The sequence below is a fragment of the Streptomyces viridochromogenes genome, assembly GCF_001270495.1.
Taxonomy (GTDB): Bacteria; Actinomycetota; Actinomycetes; order Streptomycetales; family Streptomycetaceae; genus Streptomyces; species Streptomyces viridochromogenes_A.
In genome coordinates, this window is the sequence record NZ_LGUR01000036.1 from 125,081 (window position 1) to 145,733 (window position 20,653).

At 70.8% G+C, this 20,653-nt stretch carries 15 protein-coding genes and 1 tRNA gene; 7 read left to right on the forward strand and 9 right to left on the reverse strand.

The features are described 5' to 3' along the window. Positions 1-43: 43 nt before the first annotated feature. Positions 44-117, forward strand: a tRNA-Pro gene (locus tag ADK36_RS06565). Positions 118-343: 226 nt separating this feature from the next. Here the strand turns inward: ADK36_RS06565 and ADK36_RS06570 are convergent. Next, entirely contained in the window at positions 344-4,006 is a 3,663-nt protein-coding gene (locus tag ADK36_RS06570) for a LamG-like jellyroll fold domain-containing protein (RefSeq protein ID WP_053196696.1), read from the reverse strand. 477 nt (positions 4,007-4,483) lie between these two features. Here ADK36_RS06570 and ADK36_RS06575 point away from each other — a divergent pair, with 477 nt between their 5' ends. The 6 genes from ADK36_RS06575 to ADK36_RS51395 all read left to right on the forward strand — a co-directional run bounded on the left by ADK36_RS06575 (position 4,484) and on the right by ADK36_RS51395 (position 11,146). Continuing rightward, positions 4,484-5,536, forward strand: coding sequence for a LacI family DNA-binding transcriptional regulator (locus ADK36_RS06575; protein ID WP_048579928.1), 1,053 nt, complete (start codon positions 4,484-4,486; stop codon positions 5,534-5,536). 157 nt (positions 5,537-5,693) lie between these two features. Then, entirely contained in the window at positions 5,694-6,935 is a 1,242-nt protein-coding gene (locus tag ADK36_RS06580) for a sugar ABC transporter substrate-binding protein (RefSeq protein ID WP_053196697.1), read from the forward strand. 21 nt (positions 6,936-6,956) lie between these two features. Next, positions 6,957-7,940 carry a carbohydrate ABC transporter permease gene (locus ADK36_RS06585; protein ID WP_048579930.1) on the forward strand — a complete coding sequence of 328 codons (984 nt, stop codon included), beginning with the start codon at positions 6,957-6,959 and terminating at the stop codon, positions 7,938-7,940. Further along, entirely contained in the window at positions 7,937-8,761 is an 825-nt protein-coding gene (locus ADK36_RS06590) for a carbohydrate ABC transporter permease (protein ID WP_048579931.1), read from the forward strand. The genes ADK36_RS06585 and ADK36_RS06590 overlap by 4 nt, the downstream gene beginning before the upstream one ends. Before the next feature lie 155 nt (positions 8,762-8,916). Continuing rightward, complete coding sequence (locus ADK36_RS06595) at positions 8,917-10,674, forward strand: amylo-alpha-1,6-glucosidase (protein WP_048579932.1); 1,758 nt, start codon at positions 8,917-8,919, stop codon at positions 10,672-10,674. A gap of 175 nt (positions 10,675-10,849) precedes the next feature. Further along, complete coding sequence (locus tag ADK36_RS51395) at positions 10,850-11,146, forward strand: ATP-binding cassette domain-containing protein (protein WP_078916061.1); 297 nt, start codon at positions 10,850-10,852, stop codon at positions 11,144-11,146. Here the strand turns inward: ADK36_RS51395 and rox are convergent. From rox to ADK36_RS06635, 8 genes are all read right to left on the reverse strand, one after another. Continuing rightward, complete coding sequence (gene rox / locus ADK36_RS06600) at positions 11,092-12,519, reverse strand: rifampin monooxygenase (RefSeq protein WP_053196700.1); 1,428 nt, start codon at positions 12,517-12,519, stop codon at positions 11,092-11,094. The two genes, ADK36_RS51395 and rox, sit on opposite strands and share 55 nt — an antisense overlap. Before the next feature lie 237 nt (positions 12,520-12,756). After that, positions 12,757-13,284, reverse strand: a complete 528-nt coding sequence (locus tag ADK36_RS06605) for an NUDIX hydrolase family protein (protein WP_053196702.1) — start codon at positions 13,282-13,284, stop codon at positions 12,757-12,759. 42 nt (positions 13,285-13,326) lie between these two features. After that, positions 13,327-14,499, reverse strand: a complete 1,173-nt coding sequence (locus tag ADK36_RS06610; RefSeq protein ID WP_053196704.1) for an amidohydrolase family protein — start codon at positions 14,497-14,499, stop codon at positions 13,327-13,329. 1 nt (position 14,500) lies between these two features. Beyond that, positions 14,501-15,904 (reverse strand): glutamine synthetase family protein, encoded by a 1,404-nt coding sequence (locus tag ADK36_RS06615; protein WP_053196706.1) that lies wholly within the window; start codon positions 15,902-15,904, stop codon positions 14,501-14,503. 75 nt (positions 15,905-15,979) lie between these two features. Further along, on the reverse strand, positions 15,980-16,789 hold the full coding sequence (locus tag ADK36_RS06620; protein ID WP_053196709.1) for an SAM-dependent methyltransferase: 810 nt from the start codon (positions 16,787-16,789) through the stop codon (positions 15,980-15,982). Positions 16,790-16,922: 133 nt separating this feature from the next. Next, positions 16,923-17,747 (reverse strand): hypothetical protein, encoded by an 825-nt coding sequence (locus ADK36_RS06625; RefSeq protein ID WP_048579938.1) that lies wholly within the window; start codon positions 17,745-17,747, stop codon positions 16,923-16,925. A 109-nt stretch (positions 17,748-17,856) separates the two neighbouring features. Further along, a complete protein-coding gene (locus ADK36_RS06630; RefSeq protein ID WP_048579939.1) occupies positions 17,857-18,558 on the reverse strand; it encodes a response regulator in 702 nt (233 codons plus the stop codon). Positions 18,559-18,639: 81 nt separating this feature from the next. Beyond that, positions 18,640-20,652 carry an FtsX-like permease family protein gene (locus ADK36_RS06635; RefSeq protein WP_048579940.1) on the reverse strand — a complete coding sequence of 671 codons (2,013 nt, stop codon included), beginning with the start codon at positions 20,650-20,652 and terminating at the stop codon, positions 18,640-18,642. Between the last annotated feature and the right edge of the window lies 1 nt (position 20,653).

The following is a 20,653-nucleotide window of genomic DNA, read 5'->3' on the forward strand; positions in this document are numbered from 1 at the left end:
CCATGCACGTTCGGCCGGGGGAAACCCCAGGTCAGACGGACACCGGGACGTGGCGCAGCTTGGTAGCGCACTTGACTGGGGGTCAAGGGGTCGCAGGTTCAAATCCTGTCGTCCCGACGGTGTGAAGGGTCTTCGCAGGCGAGAGTCTGTGAGGGCCCTTCTTCTGTGTGGGCCGTTTCCGGCTCCGAGGTTGAGCATGCCCGGATCCGTCGGCCGTGACGGATCCGGGCGTCTGCTTGCGGCACCGGCGGCGAAGTGGGCGGGCGTCTGCCGGACGGGGTGGGACGCGATGCCCCTGCTACCCGGCGTCCATGCACGTCACGTTTCCGCTGGTGACATCACCTCAGCGGACCTCCCGTGCGTACGGGGCGACGGTGATCCGGTCGATCAGCGGCGCGTAGCGGGAACGGAGCAGCACTCCGGGAAAGGTGTCCGAGGCGTAGGTGGTTCCGTCGAAGTTCGGCAGTTCCTCGGAGCGGAAGGCGATCGTGTTCTGCCCCTTCTTGAGCCGGACGGGGACGGTCAGTTCCCAGAAGTTGTTCTGGTGGAAACTGTGCGGGAAGCCGACGCGCGTCGTCTCACCGCCGTTGACGGTGATGTCGGCGTGGCGGGCGAGCGGGTCCGGGTTGTAGTGGGTGGCTTCGGACTGCTCGGGGTTGGAGTAGCGGATGCGGAGCGCGTACAGGCCCGCGCGGTCCGCGGCGACGGTGAACGTCGCGGTGTTGCCGTTGCCCGGCTCGCCGCCGATGCCGGTGATCGCCGTACCGTCGGTGGCCAGGGAGAGCGGGGCCAGCGTGGCCGAGCCCGCGAGCCTGGCGTCCTTCGCCTCGTACGTACGCGCCGGGAGGGCGCCCTCCGTGGGCGTGACCGTCAGTCGATCGACGAGCGTGGTGGACGAACCTCCGGTCACTGTCACCTTGTTGACGCCGCCCGAGAGGGAGACCGCGACGCTGCTCCTGCCCTTGGCCAGGCGCAGGACGTCATGCCCGTTGACGGAGAGCCGGCTGCCCGAGCCACCGAGGGTTTCCACGTCGAGGGTGGCCTCGCGGTCGGCGGGGGAGTAGACCCAGAACGTGGCGGTCTGGCCCTTCGCCAGGCGGGCCGTACCCGACCCCGTCAGCGGGGTTCCGGCCTGCTTCGGCAGGTCGTAGACGGGCCGCGCCCCGCCGTCCAGCCAGGCCAGTTCGCCTTCGTACACCTGGGTGGCGGCCGAGGCGTCCGGCAAGGACAGGGTGAGGCGGTCGACGATGGCGTCGCCCTTGGTGGCGCGCTTGCCGTCGAGGCTCTTCGCCGCGAGCGTCAGGGTGTGCTTGCCCTTGGTGAGCTTGACCTTGGTGTCGGTGTGGTCCCACACCACCCACTTGTACGCCAGCGGCAGGTGCAGCTCCTGCTCGCTGTCCGCCCTGCCGTCCACGCGCAGGAAGACGTTGGTGGAGCCCTGCTCCTTCACCTTGTCGAAGGTGTTGAGGGAGTTGGCGAAGGCACTCAGGTCGTAGGTGCCGTCCTCGGGCACGTCCACGGCGAAGTCGAGCGTGACATCCGAGCCGGTGCGCAGGCCGCCGACGTCGTAGCCGCCGGAGGTGTAGAACTTCGACACGTCGCGCGGCGACCCCTCCGGGCCGTTCTTCGAGTAGCCGGATCCGCTGTGGGCGGCGTCCTCGGCCTCGTACGAGCCCTGCCAGCGCACGGACGGGGACTGCGTGCGCTTCGCCTTCCCGGCGGGGCTGAGGACGATCTCGTACGCCGAGGACTCCTTCAGCGTCGGCAGCGCGCCGTCGCCGAAGTCGACGACGACCTGGCCGTCGTCACCGACCTTCAGGTTCGTCTCCCCCAGTAGCCTCGGGCCGGAGCTGTCACCGACCTGTCCGCTCCATTCGATCTCCCGCACCCAGGCGTGCACGCGGTCCCCGAAGACCTTCTTGGGGACGCCCGTGAAGGTGATGTGGCCCTTGCCGGCGGAACCGCCGAAGACCAGCCGGGACTGCTTCTTCTTCTCGTCGAGCGTGGCCACACCCTGCATGGTGTAGTTCTGGCCGGGGAACGGCGGGGTCACCTTCACCGTGTGGCCGCTCATCGAGGCGTACGAGTTGAGCAGCCACCACTGGCCGTTGCCGCGGCCCGACTGCACCGCGGAGTCGGAGAGGTTGCCGTCGATGTTCCAGTAGGCGATGTCGGCGTCCACCTTGGACTCCTCGATCGCGGACACCCACTGGATCATCTGGCCGGGGACGGAGGTGTGGTAGTTGAAGGCGTACTCGTTGATGTTGACGGGGAGCTCGGTGCCCTCCTTGTCAGTGCCCTTGAACAACTCCCTCTCCCACGCCCGGTACTCGGCGACGCTCTCGCGCACCGCCTCGGGGTGGCTCAGCTCGTGCCAGGTGATCACCTCGGGGAGGGTGCCGGCGGCGAGGGTGTGGGTGAGGAAGCCCTTCACCTGGTCGAAGAGGACACTGGTGTTGGGGCCGGCTATGCGGGCCTCGGGCATCCTGCCCTTGATGAGCTTGTAGGCGGAGTCCCAGGCGGCGAAGAAGTCGTCGGGGTCGTTCAGCCAGCTGACCTTGTTGTAGCTCCATTCGCCCGTGCCGAACATGTTGCCCTCGGGCTCGTTGAACGGCACGAAGACGATGTTGTCCTGGTACTGCCTGGGCAGCTTCAGGACCTGGTCGACCTGCTGGGCGATCTTCTCCTCGTAGAGTTTGACCTTCTCCGCGGGGGTGTCGCCCGGCCACTGGTACGGGAAGCCGCGGTGGATGTCGGTCATGTAGATGTACACGTCACCGTCGGTGGAGTCGGCCAGGGGCTTGACCACCTCCAGCGCGTCGGCACCGGGGTGCTGCGGACCGTCCTGAGCCTTCGTGGAGACCGTGCGCAGGCCCATGCCCTCCATGAGGTTGTTGGTGGGGACGTCCGGTCCGTACACGCCGTAGAGGGTGCCGGAGGCGCCGCCGTGGAACGTGCCGGTGTCCGAGCCGAGGTCGACGGTGAGCGCCCCTTCGCGGACCACGGTGACGGTCGCCTTCACGGCGCGCCCGGCCGCCGTTCCCGCCACGGTGAACGTCCCGGGCCGCGCGTACTGATCGGACGGTACGGCGTCCCAGGTGATCGCTGTGTCCCGGTCATAGCCGTCGGAGAAGGAGGAGCGGACGGCGGCCGGGAGGGACGGGGCGGTCCCGGTGGTGGTACGGACCTCGAAGGTCGTCTTGGAGAGCTCCTGGACGGTCGGCACGGAGCCGACGGTACCGGCCACCTGTTCCGCGCTCAGTGCCGAGTGCCACACGGTGAAGTCGTCGACCGCACCCTTGAGCAGCGGGTCCGGCCAGAAGGACTTGCCGATGTAACCGGCGACCGTGGCCGAACTGTCGAGCAGCTCCCTGGCCTTGATGCCGGTGGCGGAGGAGGAGATCGCCACGCCGTCGAGGTAGGTGGTGAGCCGGCCGGCGGTGGTGTCGAGGGTGACCGTCACCGTCCGCCACTGGTCCGCGGGAAGCATCGCGTAGCCGCGGACCTGTGTTTCCGCCCCGCCTCCGCCCGTGGTCACGGAGGTCTGGAACAGCCCGTTGTTGTTGTACGGGGTGCTGAAGAGGTACTTGGTGGTGTTGGTACCCAGGTCGAAGATCCGCTGCCAGGGCGACTTGTCGCCGCTCCACTTCACGCGGGCGGAGACCGTCAGGTCGGTCGCGTCGCTGAGGACTTCGCGGGGCAGTCGGACGTACGCGCCGTCGGAGGTGGGCGCCCCGCCGGGCAGGGCCAGCGCCTTTCCTCCGTCGGTGCCTGCCACGGACCGGGCGGTGGAGCCGTTCACCAGGGTCGCCGTCAGGCCGTTGCCGGACGTGTCCGTGATCGTGCCGGAGGCGAGGTCGTCCTGGTCGAAGGTGTAGTGGGCGGCGGGCTGGGGCGGCTCGGCTGCCTGCGCGGGGGCGGCGGGAGCGGTCAGCAGGCCCGCGCCGAGAGCGACGGCCACGGCGGCCGGGGCTCGGCGCCGGGCTGATCTGTCAGCGGATGGCATGGGATTGCGTCCTCAATCCTTGAGTAACGGGGTCCTTGTGGGCCCGCCCCGGTCGGCTGCTCGTCCACGCGCCGTGCTGCGCGCGAAACTCTGAGGCGGACAACTAGAACCGGTTCGATCGCAGGCACCGACGGCAAGGGCAATTTCGAGGCGGCGAGGTTGGCGACCCCTGTGCTGCGGGGACAGCGGGCGTCGGGCCCGCCCGTGGCCGAAGGGATCACTTCATCGAACCGGTTCGGCGAAGCTAGCACTAGAAAAACCCGGCCAGCAATCCCTCGGACACAAGGTCTCGCGGCTGCGTTCCGGTGCCGCGAAAGTGGCGTCAGGGGTGTTGACAGGCGTACGGGCAGTTCCTACCGTCGCTTCACGCGAACCGGTTCGACAGGCCGGGATCGTCCCTCGCCCCGCCCCACATCCGCACGACCGGCAGACGCTTCCGCATCTGAGGTGTCGAACCGGTTCGAGCAAGGAGTAGCCGTGAACATCGGTGAGATCGCCCGCAGGGCCGGTGTTTCACGGAGCACCGTGTCCTACGCGCTGAGCGGCAAGCGTCCGGTCTCGGAGGACACCCGCCGGAGAATCCAGCAGGTCGTCGACGAGCTGGGCTACCGGCCCAGCGCCAGTGCCCGGGCCCTGGCCAACGGGCGGACCAGCACGATCGGTCTGGTCTTCCCGCCGGCCGGGAATCACTACACCGGGATGCAGCTGGACTTCATCGGCAGTGTCGTGGAGGCCGCCGCAGCCCACGACTACGACGTGCTGCTGTCGCCGAGCGGTGTGGACAGCGACCGTTCGTTCCAGCGGCTGCTGGGGGAGCGGCGGGTCGACGGCGCCATCCTGATGGAGATCAGGCTGGAGGACGACCGGGTCGACCACCTGGCCGCGCTGGACTTCCCGGCCGTGGCCATCGGCCGCACCGCCCATCCGGAGCGCGGCTGGTGGGTCGGCCTGGACCACACCGCACTGGCGGCGGCGTGCGTCCACCATCTCGCGGATCTCGGCCACCGCCGGGTCGCGTTCGTCAACCGGCCGGAACAGCTGCTGCGGGCGGGATATGAGTCGGCGCACCGCGGGCTGGACGGCTTCACGAAGGCCGCCGCCGAGCGGGGGCTGACGGTGCGGACGTACTGCTGCGGGGACGACGCCGCGTCCGGCCAGGCATGCCTGGAACAGATCCTGCACGACGATCCGGCCACGACGGCCGTGGTCACGCTGAACGAGGCCGCTCTGGGGGGCCTGTACGGAGGGCTCGCCAAGGCGGGCCGTCATGTTCCGCGTGACTTCTCCGTCACCGGGGTCGTGGCCAGCCGGTGGGCGGAGACGGTGACCCCGCAGCTCACCGCGGCGGACGTGCCGGCGGCGGAGCTGGGCCGACGCGCCGTCGACCTGCTCGTCGAACGGCTCGACCACCCCGGCGCCTCACCCCGGCACCACCTGCTCGCACCACCGATCTCGCTGCGGGCCAGCACCGGGCCCGCAGGCGGGACGTCCTTCGCCCAGGCCCAGACCCCGACGCATCCGTACTCCTGAGTCCTGACTCCTGATCGCAGATCACGGGCATCCCGTTCCCCTCTCCGCACCGGCCACCCGAGCCCCATCACCGCTCACCCGTGCCCGTTCGGCGTGCCCGCATGCCCGTCTCCACCCCTCTCACGGCACACCTGTGCCAGGAACCAAGGAACCCGCCATGCGCAGAACCACCGGACGCCGTCTCACCTCCGCAGCCCTGACGACCGTGGTCGCCGTCGTCGGCACCGCCTGTTCCTCCGGCTCGGGCAGCAGCAGTGCCAAGGGCGCGGACAGCGGCACGTACACCATCTGGGACCCGTACCCGCAGTTCGCCAAGGGCTCGGCCTGGGCGAAGCTGCTGGACGGCTGCGGCACCAAGGCCGGCGTGAAGGTCAAGCGGACCGCGTTCGACACCAGCGACCTGTCGAACAAGGCGCTGCTGGCGGCGCAGCAGGACAACTCCGCGGACGTCCTCATCGTCGACAACCCGGTCGTCTCGACCCTGGCCGAGGCGGGTGTGCTCACCACGACCGAAGAGAACAAGCTGGACACGTCCAAGGTGGACCCCAACCTGCTCGCGGCCGGCCAGTCGGGCGGGAAGACGTACGGCACGCCGGTCGGAGCCAACACCCTCGCCCTCTACTACAACAAGAAGGTCCTGAAGGAAGCCGGGGTGGACATCGCCTCGGTCGAGGACTGGCCGTCGCTGACGGCGGCGCTGGCGAAGGTGAAGGGGGCAGGCAAGAAGGGGATCACGTTCTCGGCGATCGGCACCGAGGAGGGGAGCTTCCAGTTCCTGCCGTGGTTCTGGGGCTCGGGTGCCGAGCTGACCGAACTCGACTCCGCCCAGGCCGAGTCGGCGCTGTCGCTGTGGAAGGACTGGCTGACGCAGGGGTACGCCCCCAACTCGGTCATCAACAACACCCAGACCACCAGCTGGCAGGAGTTCGCGAGCGGTGACTACGCCTTCGCCGAGAACGGCACCTGGCAGCTCGCCAACGCGGAGAAGGCCGGCTTCGACTACGGTGTCCTGCCCATCCCGGCCTCCGGAGGGGGCAACGCAGCGTCGCCGACCGGCGGCGAGTTCGTCACCATCCCGGTCCAGGGCGACACCGGCCGCTACGCCGTCTCGCAGAAGCTGGCGACCTGCCTGACCAGCACCCAGAACCTGTACGACACCGACAACACCCTGTCCTACGTGGCCCCCACCGGTGAGGTCCAGGACAAGCAGGTGGCGGCGAACGCCGCACTGAGGCCCTGGGTCGACGCGGTCAAGTCGGCCAAGGGACGCACCAGCGACGACCTGGGCACCAAGTACCCGAAGATCTCCGAGCAGATGTGGAAGGCCGTCCAGGCCGCGCTCAGCGGTGCCCAGTCCCCGAAGGACGCGCTGGCCAAGGCGCAGTCCGCCGCCCAGTAGCCGACGATCCCCGGTCTGAGGATGAACCACACGACGCAGCTGTCGGACCGCCGGTCCGCGCACGGCGGGAACGGGGCGGCGACCGCCGTCCCGCCCCCGGCCGCCGCGCGGGCAGGTCGCCGTCCGGCCTCCCAGCAGTGGGCCGCCTGGGGCTTCCTCGCCCCGGTGACCCTCTACCTCGCCCTCTTCTACGCCTATCCGCTCTACCGCAACATCGACCTGAGCCTGCGCAACTACACGGTCCGCTCCTTCGTCCAGGGCGACGCGCCGTTCACCGGCCCGCAGAACTACCTGACCGTCTTCGACGACCCGACCTTCGCCCCCGCCCTGTTCCACACCGTGGTGTTCACCGCCGTGTGCCTGGTCGCCCAGTACACACTCGGTCTGGTGCTCGCGGTCTTCTTCAACCAGCACTTCCGGCTCTCCGCCACGCTGCGGGCCCTGTTCCTGGTGCCCTGGCTGCTGCCGCTGATCGTGTCGGCCTCCACCTGGTCCTGGATGCTCAACAGCGACTCGGGTGTCGTCAACGCCTTGCTGGGTGCCGTCGGGATCGGCCCGGTGAACTGGCTGACCTCGCCGTCCTGGTCGCTGACCTCGGTGATCATCGCGAACATCTGGATCGGCGTCCCGTTCAACCTCGTGGTGCTCTACAGCGGTCTGCAGTCCATCCCCGCGAGCCTGTACGAGGCCGCCGCCCTCGACGGGGCGAACGCCTGGCAGCGCTTCTGGCGCATCACCTTCCCGCTCCTGCGCCCGGTCTCCGCGATCACCCTGCTCCTCGGCCTCGTCTACACGCTCAAGGTCTTCGACATCATCTGGATCATGACCAAGGGCGGTCCGGCCGACTCGTCCACCACCTTCGCCACCTGGTCCTACCAGCTCGGCTTCGGCAACCTGCTGCCCGCCTTCGGCCCCGGCGCGGCCGTCGGCAACCTGCTCGTCGTCGCCGCCCTGGTCTTCGGCCTGATCTACGTGAAGGTCCAGCGAAAGCAGGCACTGTCATGAACCGAAGCGCCTCCCGCTCCTGGTGGAAGACGGCCGCCGGTCTGCTGCTGACCGCGATCATGCTCTTCCCGGTCTACTGGATGCTGAACGTGTCCTTCACCCGCGACCAGGACATGCGCAAGAGCCCGCCGGACCTGTTCCCCGTGAACGGCACGCTGGACGGCTACCGCAAGGTGCTGGACGAGCAGTTGCCGTATCTCGGCACCAGCCTCGTCATCGGCCTGGGTACGGTCCTGCTGACCGTGGCCCTGTCCGCCCCCGCCGGCTACGCGCTGGCCAAGCTGCGCCCGCGCGGCGGCGGGGTCCTGAACTTCGTCCTGCTGGCCGCGCAGATGATCCCCGGCATCATCATGGCGATGGGTTTCTACGCCATCTACCTTCAGCTCGGCCTGCTCCAGTCCGTCCCCGGCCTGATCGTCGCCGACTCCACCCTGGCCGTCCCTTTCGGCGTGCTCATCTTCACCGCATTCATGTCCGGCATCCCCGGCGAACTGCTCCAGGCCGCGAAGACGGACGGCGCCGGAGCGCTGCGCACCTTCTGGTCGATCGTGCTGCCGATGAGCCGCAACGCCGTCGTCACGGTGTCGCTGTTCGCGTTCCTGTGGTCCTGGTCCGACTTCGTCCTCGCCAGCACCCTCGCGGGCGGCGGCGCCCACGAACCGATCACCCTCGGCATCTACCACTACATCGGCAACAACAACCAGGAGTGGAACGCCATCATGGCCACCGCCGTCGTGGCCTCGCTGCCCGCCGCGGTCATCCTCGTCCTCGCCCAGAGGTACGTCGCCGCCGGCGTGACCGCCGGTGCCGTCAAGGACTGACAACCTCAGGGGCCGACTGCCTCAAGGACCGACTGCCTCAACTGACTGTCTCAAGGACCGACTTCCTTGATGGCGAGCCGCCCACCCCGTCAAACCACCGCACCGGCTGCCCTCAGTCGGCCGGTGCCCCCTGCCCGAGAAACGAGTGCCGCTTCATGACCGCCGACCGATCCGGCCCGGCCTTCTCCGTCCACGACATCCCGTTCAGCACGTACGGGTCCTGGTTCGACATCTCGCCCGTGGTGGCGGAGAAGACCTACGCCGAGGACCTCCACCTCGTCTCGCACCAGAACGGCATGCACGCCGTGTTGCGCCTGGTCCCCCTGGACGCGGCGACCGGCGACCGCGCCGAGACGCGCGTCGAGGCGGCACCGGCCCTGCTCAGCTGGGTCGGCCCGGCCGGGCGGGTCGACCTCGCCTACGAGTCGCCGGACACCGTACGCCTGCGGGGCAGCGGCCTCACCCTCGGCGTCCGGGCGGCCGCGCGGACCCTGACCCCGTTCAGCGGCACCTACTTCTACCGGGAACCCGGTACCGAGGCGTACGTGTTCACCTCGTACGAGACCGGGCGGCGCTACCGCATCACCCTCCTCTCCGGGACCGTGACCGAGGCGTCCGGCACGCAGGCGCTGGGCGGCGCCGATCGCGGTGTCACCATCGGCGGCGAGACCGGCCAGGTCTGGGAGGTCGCGGTCGAGGAGTACGAGACCGCACGCCGCCCCTACACCTCGACGACCGACTTCGACGGGGTCGTGGGCGCCGCGCGCGCCGCCTTCGCCGCCTTCACCGACGCGGTTGCGCCCTGGCGTTCGTCCGCCACTCCCGCCGCTGAACTCGCCGCCTATGTGCTGTGGTCCGCGACCGTCCGGCCGAAGGGCTTCGTGACCCGACCGGCGGTGCTGATGTCCAAGCACTGGATGGACAAGGTCTGGAGCTGGGACCACTGCTTCAACGCCCTCGCCCTGGCACCGGGTTCCCCGGACCTGGCCTGGGACCAGTTCTCCCTGCCCTTCGACCACCAGGACGAGGCCGGGGCCCTGCCCGACTCCGTCACCCACTCCGAGGTCCTGCACAACTTCGTCAAGCCCCCCATCCACGGCTGGGCCCTCGGCCTGCTCCGCAGACGGCTCCCCGCACCGCTCAGCCCGGCACACCTGACCGAGGCGTACGACCGGCTGGAACGCTGGACGAACTTCTGGCTCACCGCTCGCCGCGCGCCCGGCTCCGCGCTGCCCCACTACCAGCACGGCAACGACAGCGGCTGGGACAACGCCACCACCTTCGACCCCGACCGCATGGCCGTCACCGCGGACCTGGCCGCCTTCCTCACCCTGCAACTACGTGAACTCGCCGACATGGCAGATGAGTTGGGGCTACCGGACGTCGCGCGCCGCTGGACGCGAACGGCCGACGCGACACAGTCGGCGATGCTCGGCGAACTGTGGAACGGCGACCGGTTCGTCGCCAGATCGGCCGGCGGCGCAGAGACCTGGACCAGCGCGAGCCTCCTCGACCTGATGCCCATCGCGCTGGGCGAGCACCTGCCGGAGGCCGTCAGCAGCGTACTGGCCGACCGGATCGAGACCCACCTCACCTCGCACGGCCTGGCCACCGAACAACCCACGTCACCGCACTACCTCTCCGACGGCTACTGGCGCGGCCCGATCTGGGCGCCGTCCACCGTTCTCGTCGAGGACGGCCTGCGCCGCGCCGGCCACTACCGGCTCGCGGACGAGATCAGCACCCGTTTCCGGGCCCTGTGCGAGACCCACGGCTTCGCCGAGAACTTCGACGCCCTCACCGGCGAGGGCCTGCGGGACCGTGCCTACACGTGGACTGCCGCCGGCTACCTCCTCCTCGCGGAAGCCCACGAACTGCGGCACACCGCACCCGCCACGCACGCCGGCGGCTGACAGACCCCCTGGGGCGCCCGCATACGTTGCCTCGGGGACGGTCCACGGGATGACCCCGGACGGCTCGCTCGCTGCAGCATGCCCACTTCGGGCCGGGTCCGCCTGCTGGTGGCCGGGTTGAGCTGCGAGGCCGAAAGGACGAGACCGGGAAGAGGGCGGGTCTCGTCGATATGAAGTGCCTCTTGCCGGTGAGGAGAGGGGGAGTGGCTCGCGGTGTCCCCGTTTTCCGGGCGCTTTCCACAGGTCGACGGTTACATCACGCTCTCGATGGACATCGCGGGCCGCACACCGGACCAGCAGTGGCTGGACACGGATGACCGGCCTCTCCAGCCGGCTCGGTCACCGCCCCGCCCAGCTCTCCGGCGGCCAGCAACAGCGTGTCGCCGTCGCCCGGGCGCTCCGGGGGCGACCGCGCGCTCAGGCGGTGGCGGCGCCGAACCACTCGGGCAGACGGCCGAGCAGATCCTGCTGATCTTCACCGACCCACGCCATGTGGCCGTCCGGCCGCAGCAGCACCGCGGGCGCGTCCAGTTCATCGCTGACGTCGACGACATGGTCGACCCGGTCCGACCAGCCCGGCACCGAGAGCCGGCCGGTCTGGTCGAGCAGCAGGCCGCGGCCGTGGTGCATCAGCTCGTAGAGGCGACGCCGCTTCAGCCGCACGTCCCGCAGCCGTCGGCCGAGCAGTTCGTGGCCCTCGCCGAAGTCGTAGCGGATCCCGGTCGCGATGATCTTCTCGGTCAGATGCCGGTTCACCTCCTCGAAGTCCATCAACTCCGACAGCAGTCGGCGCACCGCCTGAGGGCCCGGCTCGGGGGACATCAGCTCCATCTGTGCCCGGGTGTTGTCCAGCACGTCGGCGGCCACCGGACGCCGTTCGGTGCCGTAGCTGTCCAGCAGCCCTTCCGGTGCCCAGCCGTTCACCGTGGCGGCGAGCTTCCAGCCGAGGTTGAACGCGTCCTGGATACCGAGGTTGAGCCCCTGCCCGCCGACCGGTGGATGGATGTGTGCCGCGTCGCCGGCCAGCAGCACCCGGCCGACCCGGTAGCGCTCGGCCAGCCGGGTGGCGTCGCCGAAGCGGGACAGCCAGCGCGGTGAGTGCACACCGAAGTCGGTGCCGGCGAACACCCGCAGCTGGCGCTTGACCTCCTCCAGGGTCGGCGGGACCGAGCGGTCCTCGGCCACCCCCTCGGCGGGCACGACGACGCGGAACACGCCCTCCCCGAAGGGCCCGACGCCGAACCGCTTCTGGGTCTTGCGGACTTCGGCGACCACGGCCGCCACCGTCTCCGGCGGCGCGGTCACCTCCATCTCGCCCAGCAGGGTCTCCACCCTGGTCGGCTCGCCGGGGAAGCCGACGCCGATCAGCTTGCGCACCGTGCTGCGTCCGCCGTCGCAGCCGACGAGGTAACGCGAGCGCAGCCGAGTGCCGTCGGCCAGTTCGGCGGTGACCCCGTGCTCGTCCTGGCTCAGCCCGACCAGCTCGCGGCCACGCCGGATCTCGGCGCCGAGCTCGATGGCGCGCTCGGCCAGGAGGCGGTCGGTGATGGTCTGCGGGATGCCGAGGACGTAGGCATGCGCGGTGTCCAGCCGGTCGGGCGCGGTCTTGCTGATACCGGCGAAGTAGCCGCCGACCGGGTGCTGCCGCCCCCGCGAGAGGAACCGCTCCAGCAGGCCGCGCTGGGCCATCACCTCGATGCTGCGCGCATGGAGGCCCAGCGCGCGCACGAACGGCGCCGGCTCCGCGTCCCTCTCCAGCACGACCACGTGCACGCCGTGCAGCCGCAACTCGGCGGTGAGCATCAAGCCGGTCGGCCCACCGCCGGCCACGATCACGTCGATCATCGCAACACTCATTTCCGCAGATACGGGCTTCGGCCGGAGATTCTGCGGGACGAGGGGGGTCTTGCCGCAAGGCCCCCGGTGCGCTATAGGTTGAGAGTGGCAAGGAGTGGGTGACCTCCTTGCCCTTGTCTTTGTCGCTTCCTTGTCGCTCCGAAGCCCGCGTCGTCGCCGACCGCCCGCAGCGCTACGCCAGGCCCCGATCACAACGACGGGCATGCCCCCGGCCCCCGCGACGGGTCAGACCACGCAGCCCACATGGGCCAGCGCCTGCTTCAGCAGCACCCCGTGCCCGCCCGGCATCTCGCTCTGCACCGCCGGCGACAGGGCCTCCTGCGGGCTGAACCAGACCAGGTCGAGGGCGTCCTGGCGGGGGCGGCAGTCACCCGTGACCGGGACGACGTAGGCGAGGGAGACCGCGTGCTGGCGCGGGTCGTGGTACGCCGTGACGCCCTGCGTCGGGAAGTACTCCGCGACGGTGAACGGCTGCAGGGAGGTCGGGACCCGGGGGAGCGCCATCGGGCCGAGGTCCTTCTCCAGGTGGCGCAGGAGGGCGTCGCGGACTCGCTCGTGGTGCAGGACGCGGCCGGAGACCAGGGTCCGGCTCACCGTTCCGTCCGCTCCGATGCGCAGCAGGAGGCCGATGCTGGTGACCTCGCCGCTGTCGTCGACGCGCACGGGCACGGCCTCGACGTACAAGATCGGCATGCGGGCGCGTGCCTGCTCCAGCTCGTCGCTTGTCAGCCAGCCGGGCGTGGTTTCGGTCATGTCAGACATTGCTTGATCATACTTTCCGGGAATTGCGACCGCTCAGTCGCGGTGCGGGCGGGGTTCGGGGGTGGGGGCGGGTTCGGGTAACGGCAGTCCATAGAGGCGGCGGGCGTTGTCGCCGGCCGTCCACGCCGCGATCCGCAGCGCGTCCGGCAGGCTCAGCTCGTCGGCGTCCACAAGGTCCTGGAGCAGCTCGCCCAGGCCGCGGCGGAACGCCACTGCGCCGAGCAGGTGGAACTCGGGCAGACCATAGGCGTCGGAGCTGTACAGCAGTTTGCGGAACGGGGTGATCTCCAGCGCCTCCGCCAGGACCGCCCGGGACCGGGCAGGGCCGACATGGTGCAGGGTGAGGCCCACGTCCAGGTACACCTGCTCGAAGACCGCCGCCAGAAACGCGGCCTGGCGCTGGTAGGGCCAGCAGTGCAGGAACAGGACGGGGATCGTGCCCTTGGTGAGGTGCAGCCAGTCCGTCAGGTGGGTGGGGTCCACCCGGTGCAGGCGGATGTCGTTGTCGCCGAAACCCGTGTGCAGCTGGAGGGGCAGGCCGAGATCGACGGCGGTCCACAGCAGATGCCGTACGAGGACCGGGTCGGTCAGTCGGCCGCCCCGCGCCGACCAGCGCCGGGCCGCCTCGGTGACCTCCGCGTCCGAGGGGCGCGCCGGGTCCAGGTCGAAGCCGGTGCGGTAGGCGGCCACCGACTTCACGGCCACCACGCCCGGCCGCCGTACGGCTTCCTCGGCGGCCGTGCGGACCGCGACGGCGTACGCGTCCGGTTCGACTCCCCCCGCCGCCACCGCTTCGGCGACCACTTCCAGCCGTACGACTTCGTACGCGGTCGCGTCGACGGTCTCCGCCAGTTCCCGGGGCGTGGTGAGGAGCTGCGGGGTGTACCCGGTGTCGACGCAGAACACCTCCGTTCCGGCGGCGGTCAGGAACCGTCGGTTCACCTCGTCCCGGCCCAGCTCCGCGCGCCGGCCCAGATACGCCCCGGCGGTGGCGTGGCGCGGCAGATCCAGCAGGGGGGCGCAGTGGCGGCGTACGGCCACGCCGACCGGAGTGTCGAAGGGCGAGCTGCCGGGCCAGGGCTCGCCTTCGGTGAGCAGGGACTCGAAGCCGTCCCTGTCCAGGTCGGTGGTGACGACCCCGTGGCAGTGATGGTCCACCAGCGGCAGCGCCGCGAGCGCCTCGTGGACCGGCCCGGTGGCGCTCATGTCAGTACTTCCAGCGGTACGCCGCCGCCACCTGGTCGTCGTCCAGCCCGGCCACGGCGGCGGCTTCTCCCTGGCGTACGGCGATGACGGCGTCGGCGAGGACCGGGCCGAGCGCGGCACGCAGGGGCTCGTTCGTACGGAACTCCTCGACTGCCTCGTCCAGGGAGGCCGGCAGTCTGCGGACACCTCTCGCGTCCGCCTCCTCCGCATCCAGGTGGGCCGGGTCGCCGGTGATCTCCGGTGGTAGCCGTGCGTCCGACGCCAGCCCGTCCAGCCCGGCGGCGATCAGACAGCCGAGCGCGAGGTACGGGTTGGCGGCCAGGTCCACAGGCTTGACCTCCAGGTTGGCCGCCTGGTCGCGGTGGCCCGCCGTGCCGGTGATGACGCGCAGCCCCGCCTCGCGCGTCTCCCGGCCCCATGCGGTGAACACCCCGGCCCACTGCGAGGGCTTGAGCCGCAGATGGCTCGCCGGGCTGGGTGCGGTCACCGCGGTGAGGGCGGGGAGGTGGGCGAGCACGCCGGCCGCGAAGGACTCGGCCTCGGGCCGCATGCCGTGCCGCCGGTCGCCGCCCGCGTGCAGGTTGACGCCGTCGCGCCAGGCGGAGAGGTGGACGTGACCGCCGTTGCCGACGCCCTGCCCGAGGACCGCCGGGGCGAAGGACACCGCGAGGCCGTGACGCCGCGCCACCGCCCGGATCGTCTGCCGCACCAGCACGCTGCGGTCGGCCGCCGCCACCGGGTCGAGCGCGCTCACCGACAGCTCGAACTGCCCGGCCGCGTACTCGGGATGGAGCTGGTCGACCCCCACGCCCTGTCGTGCGAGCGCCGCCAGCAGATCGGCGGCGCAGTCGCTCAACTCGACCTGGCGGGTGGCGCCGTACGCCGGGCCCGTGACCGCGGGCACGAACTCGCCGTCGGTGTCCGGAGGTTGAGCGACGGACCACTCGATCTCGATGCTCGCCCTGAAGGTGATGCCGTGCCGCCCGGCGGCCTCCTGGACGGTCCGGCGCAGGAAGGTGCGGCTGCACGCGGGATGCCGCTCGCCCTCCTGGGTGATCCGGTCGACCGGCGCCCACGCCCAGCCGGGCTGTCCGGACAGTTCCACCAGCTGGTCGAGGTCGGGGTAGAGGCGCAGATCGCCGTCCGGGGATCCGAGGACATCGGTGGTGACGATGGAGTCGTTCGCGAGGAACGTGTCGAACACCGGTGACATCCCCACACCCCAGGCCGCCGCCGAGGTGAGCCTCGCCGTCGGGATCGTCTTCACCCGGGCGATGCCCGCCGTGTCGACGTAGGCCAGGACGATCCCGTGCACGCCCCGCCCGGACAGCTCGTCGCTCAGCGCGCCGGCCCGCTCGACGTCACCGGGACGCCCTCCCGGGACGGGATCGGCAAGGGTGGTCATACGGTCTCCCGGTCTCCTCGACGAGCTCGGCCGGTCGGGCCGGGTCGTTCCGGTTCGTGCGGTCCCTGCTGGGCGTCAGGGTTTCACGGCCACCGCGCCGTACTGCGGCACCGGAACGGGAGAGTCGGGGGCCCGCCATTGCGCGCAGGACACCATGCCCGGCTCCAGCAGCTCCAGGCCCTCGAAGAAGGCGGCGATGTCGGTGCCGCTGCGGGCGGTGATCGGCGGCGTGGCGTTCTCGTTCCAGAACTTCATCGCCGGGATCTGGCCCTCGCCGCCGAGCTCGGAGTCGAAGGTCGGGTGCGTCAGGACGAGGTGGCTGCCGGAGGGTACGGCGGCCAGGACGCGCCGTACGATCTCGCGGGCCTTGTCGTAGTCGAGGACGAAGTTGAGGATGCCCAGCATCATCACGGCGACGGGCTTCGTGAAGTCCAGGGTCCGCGCGGCGCGTTCCACGATGGCGTCCGGGTCGTGCACGTCCGCGTCGATGTAGGCGGTGGTGCCCTCGCGGGTGCCGGTCAGCAGGGTGCGGGCGTGCACCAGGACGATCGGGTCGTTGTCGACGTACACGATCCGCGAGTCGGGTGCGACGCGCTGGGCGATCTCGTGGGTGTTGTCCGCCGTCGGCAGCCCGGTGCCGATGTCCAGGAACTGCCGCACGCCGCGCTCCTCGGCCACGAAGCGCACGGCCCGGCCGAGGAAGTCGCGGTCCGCGCGGGCGATGTCGCGGATGATCGGGAACATCCCGGCGACCTGCTCGCCGACCTGCTGGTCGACCTCGTAGTTGTCCTTGCCGCCGATCCAGTAGTTCCACACGCGCGCGTTGTGCGCCACACCGGTGTTCAGCTTCGCCGACCCGCCCGACGGGGTGTGGCCATCACTCACGACTTGTCCTCTCCTCGCACGAACGACCGAAACCGGCCATCGCCGCCATTGTGCCGCCCCGTTGATCACGTTGTCCCGGGAATCGGCAGAGCCGGCAGGGCGGTTGGCGTGCGCGAGGGAGACGTCGGCCGTGCTACTCGATCTCGCTGGGGGTCGCGGCCGGCGACTTCCCGGCCAGGACGTCCTCGAGGCGCTGGGTGCCGAGTTGCACCGCCTGCTCGACGGAGTCGTGCTCGTCCCCGTCGAGGCCGCCCGCCGTGACGGTGATCGCGTTGTTGCCGACGCGCACGGCGGCGACGTCCAGGGTCAGCGTGGCGTCCTCGCCCCCGGTCTCGCCCTTCACCGTGACACGCAGGCCCTCACGGGCGTCGCCCACGTCGGGCAGCGCGGGCTCGATGACCTGGACCGTGCGCTGCTCGCCGTCGTCGGTCACGGTGAACTCGTCGCACTTCTCCGGCAGGGTCGCCATCCAGTCCAAGGACTCCTGCGGGTCGGTCCGTTCATAGGAGGCGACCTGGTACAGCAGCCGGGAGTCACCCTCCTGGAAGCCGCGCAGCGCGGACGCTCCCGACGGCCTGCCCAGCAGGTCGTCGTCGAAGAGGGAGTCCATGAGCCGCTGGCAGTCGGCGGCGTCGGCCTTGGCGCTGAGGAAGTCCGAGACGTCGACCGTGCCGATGAGCAGGCTGTCGCGCCAGTTCTCGGCCTCCGTGTCCCTGACCTGCGTCCAGTCGTCCTCGATGTCCGCCGCGGTGATCAGCGCGGTCTGCGCACCCGACTCGGTGAGGGTGGCGGTGGGCGAGGCGGTCGGCTGCTTCCTGGCCGCGGGTGACGCGGTGACGCCCGAGCCACGTGAACCGTCGCTGTCGCCGTCGGACGAGCAGGCGGCGGTGGTCGCCAGCGCGCCTGCGGCCAGAGCCGAGGAGAGGACGCGGACAAGCCGGGTCGGACGACGGGTCATCGTGGTGCCTCCAGAGAACGTGACGAATGTCCTCAGCGCACCACCGGACCCGAGGGCCCACCACCGGCACAGGCCCGTTCGAGTGACCGCCACCGGCAGGGTCGGCGCCTCACCCGCCGGGCTGTCCGTACCCGTGCTGCCAGGCCCAGGCCGCGATCTCGACACGGTTCCGGGCGGACAGTTTCAGCTGGACGCTGGACAGATGCGTCTTGACCGTGGACAGGGAGACGTACAGCTCGGCGGCGATCTCGGCGTTCGTACGGCCGAGTGCGACCAGGCGGACGACGTCGAGTTCACGGTCGGTGAGGGGTTCCGTGGGAGGGGCCGTGGGCTTCACCGGGGCGGCGGAGACGACCTGGGGGGCGGTGACGTGCTTGAGGAGGCGGACCGTGACCGACGGCGAGACCAGTGAGTCACCGGCCGCGGCGGCGCGCACCGCCTCCGCGAGGAGGGTGGGCCCCGAGTCCTTCAGCAGGAACCCGCACGCACCGCCGCGCAGCGCCCCGTACACGTACTCGTCGAGGTCGAAGGTGGTCACCACGACGACCCGCATCGGGTCGGCCACGTCGGGCCCCGCCAGCAGCCGGGTCGCCTCCAGGCCGTCCAGCTTCGGCATCCGGATGTCCAGCAGACACACGTCCGGCCGCTCCCGCCGGGCCAGCGCCACCGCCTCCTCACCGTCGGCCGCCTCGGCGACCACGGTGATGTCGGGCTGGGCGTTGAGGAAGAAGCGGAAGCCGGTGCGGACCATCTCCTGGTCGTCGGCGATGAGGACGCGGATGGGTGCGCCGGGCGGGGGCGGGACGGTCATGGCTCGATCATGCCTTACGGAATTCACGGAGGGGCCCGCCGCCCTTGGCAATGGGCAGGCCCCTCGGAGGTCGGTCGGCGGTCAGTCGGCCGTCTGTGCCGGGTCGGCGGTGACCTTGCGCAGCAGCGGTCGGCTGCCGGAGATCGCGGCGAACATGGCCACGGCGCCGATGACGACACAGACGACGAGTTCGATCGCCCCGGAGGTGTTGATCGTGGCGCCGGCCGCCTTGTTCAGCTGGTAGGAGCCGTATGCCCCCATGGCGGTGGTGCCGCCGGCCAGGACGACCAGGGGGATGACGGTTTCGCGCACGCGCGCCCGGTCCAGCACCTTCAACGGGGTTCCCGCCAGCCGCAGCAGACCGTAGACGCGACGCCGGTCCAGCACGTTCGCGGCGGCGGTCAGACCGGCCGAGGCGGCGGCGACGAGGAAGCTCAGCGCCAGGGTGCCGAAGGCGACGGCGTCCAGGCGGTCGAAGGCCGCCTTGTCCGACCCGCCGGCGTAGTCCTGGCCGTAGGGGAACCGGCCGTCGCCGAGCGGTGTGAGGGCGGTGACGGCCGTGTCCAGCTGCTCCTGGCCGCCCTCGACATGGGCGATCACGCCGGGGCCACCGCTGAGAAGGTTGTCGTAGACGTCGGCGCGGCCGGTGGTGACGGTCGCGGTCACGCCCGCCCGGCTCAGGAGGGTGCGCGCCTCGGTGGCCGCGTGCCGGGCCTCGGAGGCGTTGGCCGTGCTCACGGCGATCTGGCCCCGGTACTGGGAGGTGTCGGTGCCGAGCATGCTGACGGAGAAGAACCCGGCGGCGAACCCGGCCAGCACCAGCCCGCTGACGGTGCGCCAGGCGCCGCGCGGGTCGTCGCTGAGCCGGCGGCCGGCCAGCAGGGTCGCCGGTCGCTTGGCGAAGCGGCTCACCAGGCGGCCGAGCCGGTCCACCACCCAGGGGCCGAACAGCCAGAACGCGCCGTAGAACAGCAGGAGCAGGGCGACTGCCTGCTTCGCCTCCAGACCTCCGCCGCTGAACAGGAAGATGACGGCCAGGGACGCCGCGAAGAAGGCGAGGCGGATCATGCGGGTGCGCCGGGGGTCGGCCTGCTGGGCGACGCCGAGCGGCGAGTTCGCGACCTGGCGCAGCATCGACACTGCGCTGACGGTGATGAGGGCGGTGACCGCGACGACGACGGTCGCCAGCCAGGGCAGTCCGACCCACAGCGTGTCGACGTACCAGGTGCCCACGCCGAACGGCACCTGCGCGAGCGCGGGCAGCAGCACCACGTACGCGAGCGCACCCGTCAGGGCCCCGACGGCGCCGAGTGCCGTCGCTTCCAGGGCGGTCATGGCGATGATCTGGCGCGGGGTCGCGCCGGCCAGCCGCAGGGCGGCGAGCCGCTGTTCGCGCCGGGCCGCGCCGAGGCGTCCGGCGGCCGCCGACAGTACGACCACGGGCATCGCGAGCAGGATGACGCCCATGACGGCGATTCCCTGGTCGCCGGAGGTGAACATGCTCGGCGTATCGCCGGTGAACCCGGAGATCTTCGCGCGCTCCGTCTGGCCGAAGTCGAACCAGGAGGAGGTGTCCCCGGCCGCCTTGGAGACGGCAGGGGCGTTCGGCGTCCGCCCGACGATGGCGACGAGCTCGTCCGGGGCGGCGAGACCGGCGGTGCCGATCGTGCCGTACGACTTCACCTTCGGGAGGCGGTCGGCGAGTTGGTTCACGGGCAGTTCGCGCAGCAGGTCGGCCAGCGCGGGGGAGACGTACACCTCGCCCTGCTTCGGGAAGGAGTTCAGGCCGGGCGGCGCGGGGGTCTGCTCGCGGTCGGGCAGCTGGGCCAGCGAGACGACCGTGACCGGCTCGTGGCGGACGTAGGTCGTGGCGAGGGCCTGGACGGCGGTGGCCTGCTTCGCCGGTACGGCGTCAGGGGTGCGCCACTTGGTGTGGTCGGCGCGCGTGCCGGCGCCGAGGGTCGCGGCGACGATCACCAGCATCACGAACGCGCCGACGGCCGCGGCTCCGGCTGCCAGGAGGTGGCTCTGCAGGCCGCGGCGGCCGGAGGACTTGGTGAGGTGCCAGGTCAGGGGCAGGACGGGGGAGGACATG

What these genes read in the sequence shown, in the direction of transcription:
- ADK36_RS06570 (WP_053196696.1), bottom strand. Translation starts at nt 4,006, where the DNA reads ATGCCATCCGCTGACAGATCAGCCCGGCGCCGAGCCCCGGCCGCCGTG.
- ADK36_RS06580 (WP_053196697.1), top strand. Translation starts at nt 5,694, where the DNA reads ATGCGCAGAACCACCGGACGCCGTCTCACCTCCGCAGCCCTGACGACC.
- ADK36_RS06585 (WP_048579930.1), top strand. Translation starts at nt 6,957, where the DNA reads ATGAACCACACGACGCAGCTGTCGGACCGCCGGTCCGCGCACGGCGGG.
- ADK36_RS06590 (WP_048579931.1), top strand. Translation starts at nt 7,937, where the DNA reads ATGAACCGAAGCGCCTCCCGCTCCTGGTGGAAGACGGCCGCCGGTCTG.
- ADK36_RS06595 (WP_048579932.1), top strand. Translation starts at nt 8,917, where the DNA reads ATGACCGCCGACCGATCCGGCCCGGCCTTCTCCGTCCACGACATCCCG.
- rox (WP_053196700.1), bottom strand. Translation starts at nt 12,519, where the DNA reads ATGATCGACGTGATCGTGGCCGGCGGTGGGCCGACCGGCTTGATGCTC.
- ADK36_RS06605 (WP_053196702.1), bottom strand. Translation starts at nt 13,284, where the DNA reads ATGACCGAAACCACGCCCGGCTGGCTGACAAGCGACGAGCTGGAGCAG.
- ADK36_RS06610 (WP_053196704.1), bottom strand. Translation starts at nt 14,499, where the DNA reads ATGAGCGCCACCGGGCCGGTCCACGAGGCGCTCGCGGCGCTGCCGCTG.
- ADK36_RS06615 (WP_053196706.1), bottom strand. Translation starts at nt 15,904, where the DNA reads ATGACCACCCTTGCCGATCCCGTCCCGGGAGGGCGTCCCGGTGACGTC.
- ADK36_RS06625 (WP_048579938.1), bottom strand. Translation starts at nt 17,747, where the DNA reads ATGACCCGTCGTCCGACCCGGCTTGTCCGCGTCCTCTCCTCGGCTCTG.
- ADK36_RS06630 (WP_048579939.1), bottom strand. Translation starts at nt 18,558, where the DNA reads ATGACCGTCCCGCCCCCGCCCGGCGCACCCATCCGCGTCCTCATCGCC.
- ADK36_RS06635 (WP_048579940.1), bottom strand. Translation starts at nt 20,652, where the DNA reads ATGTCCTCCCCCGTCCTGCCCCTGACCTGGCACCTCACCAAGTCCTCC.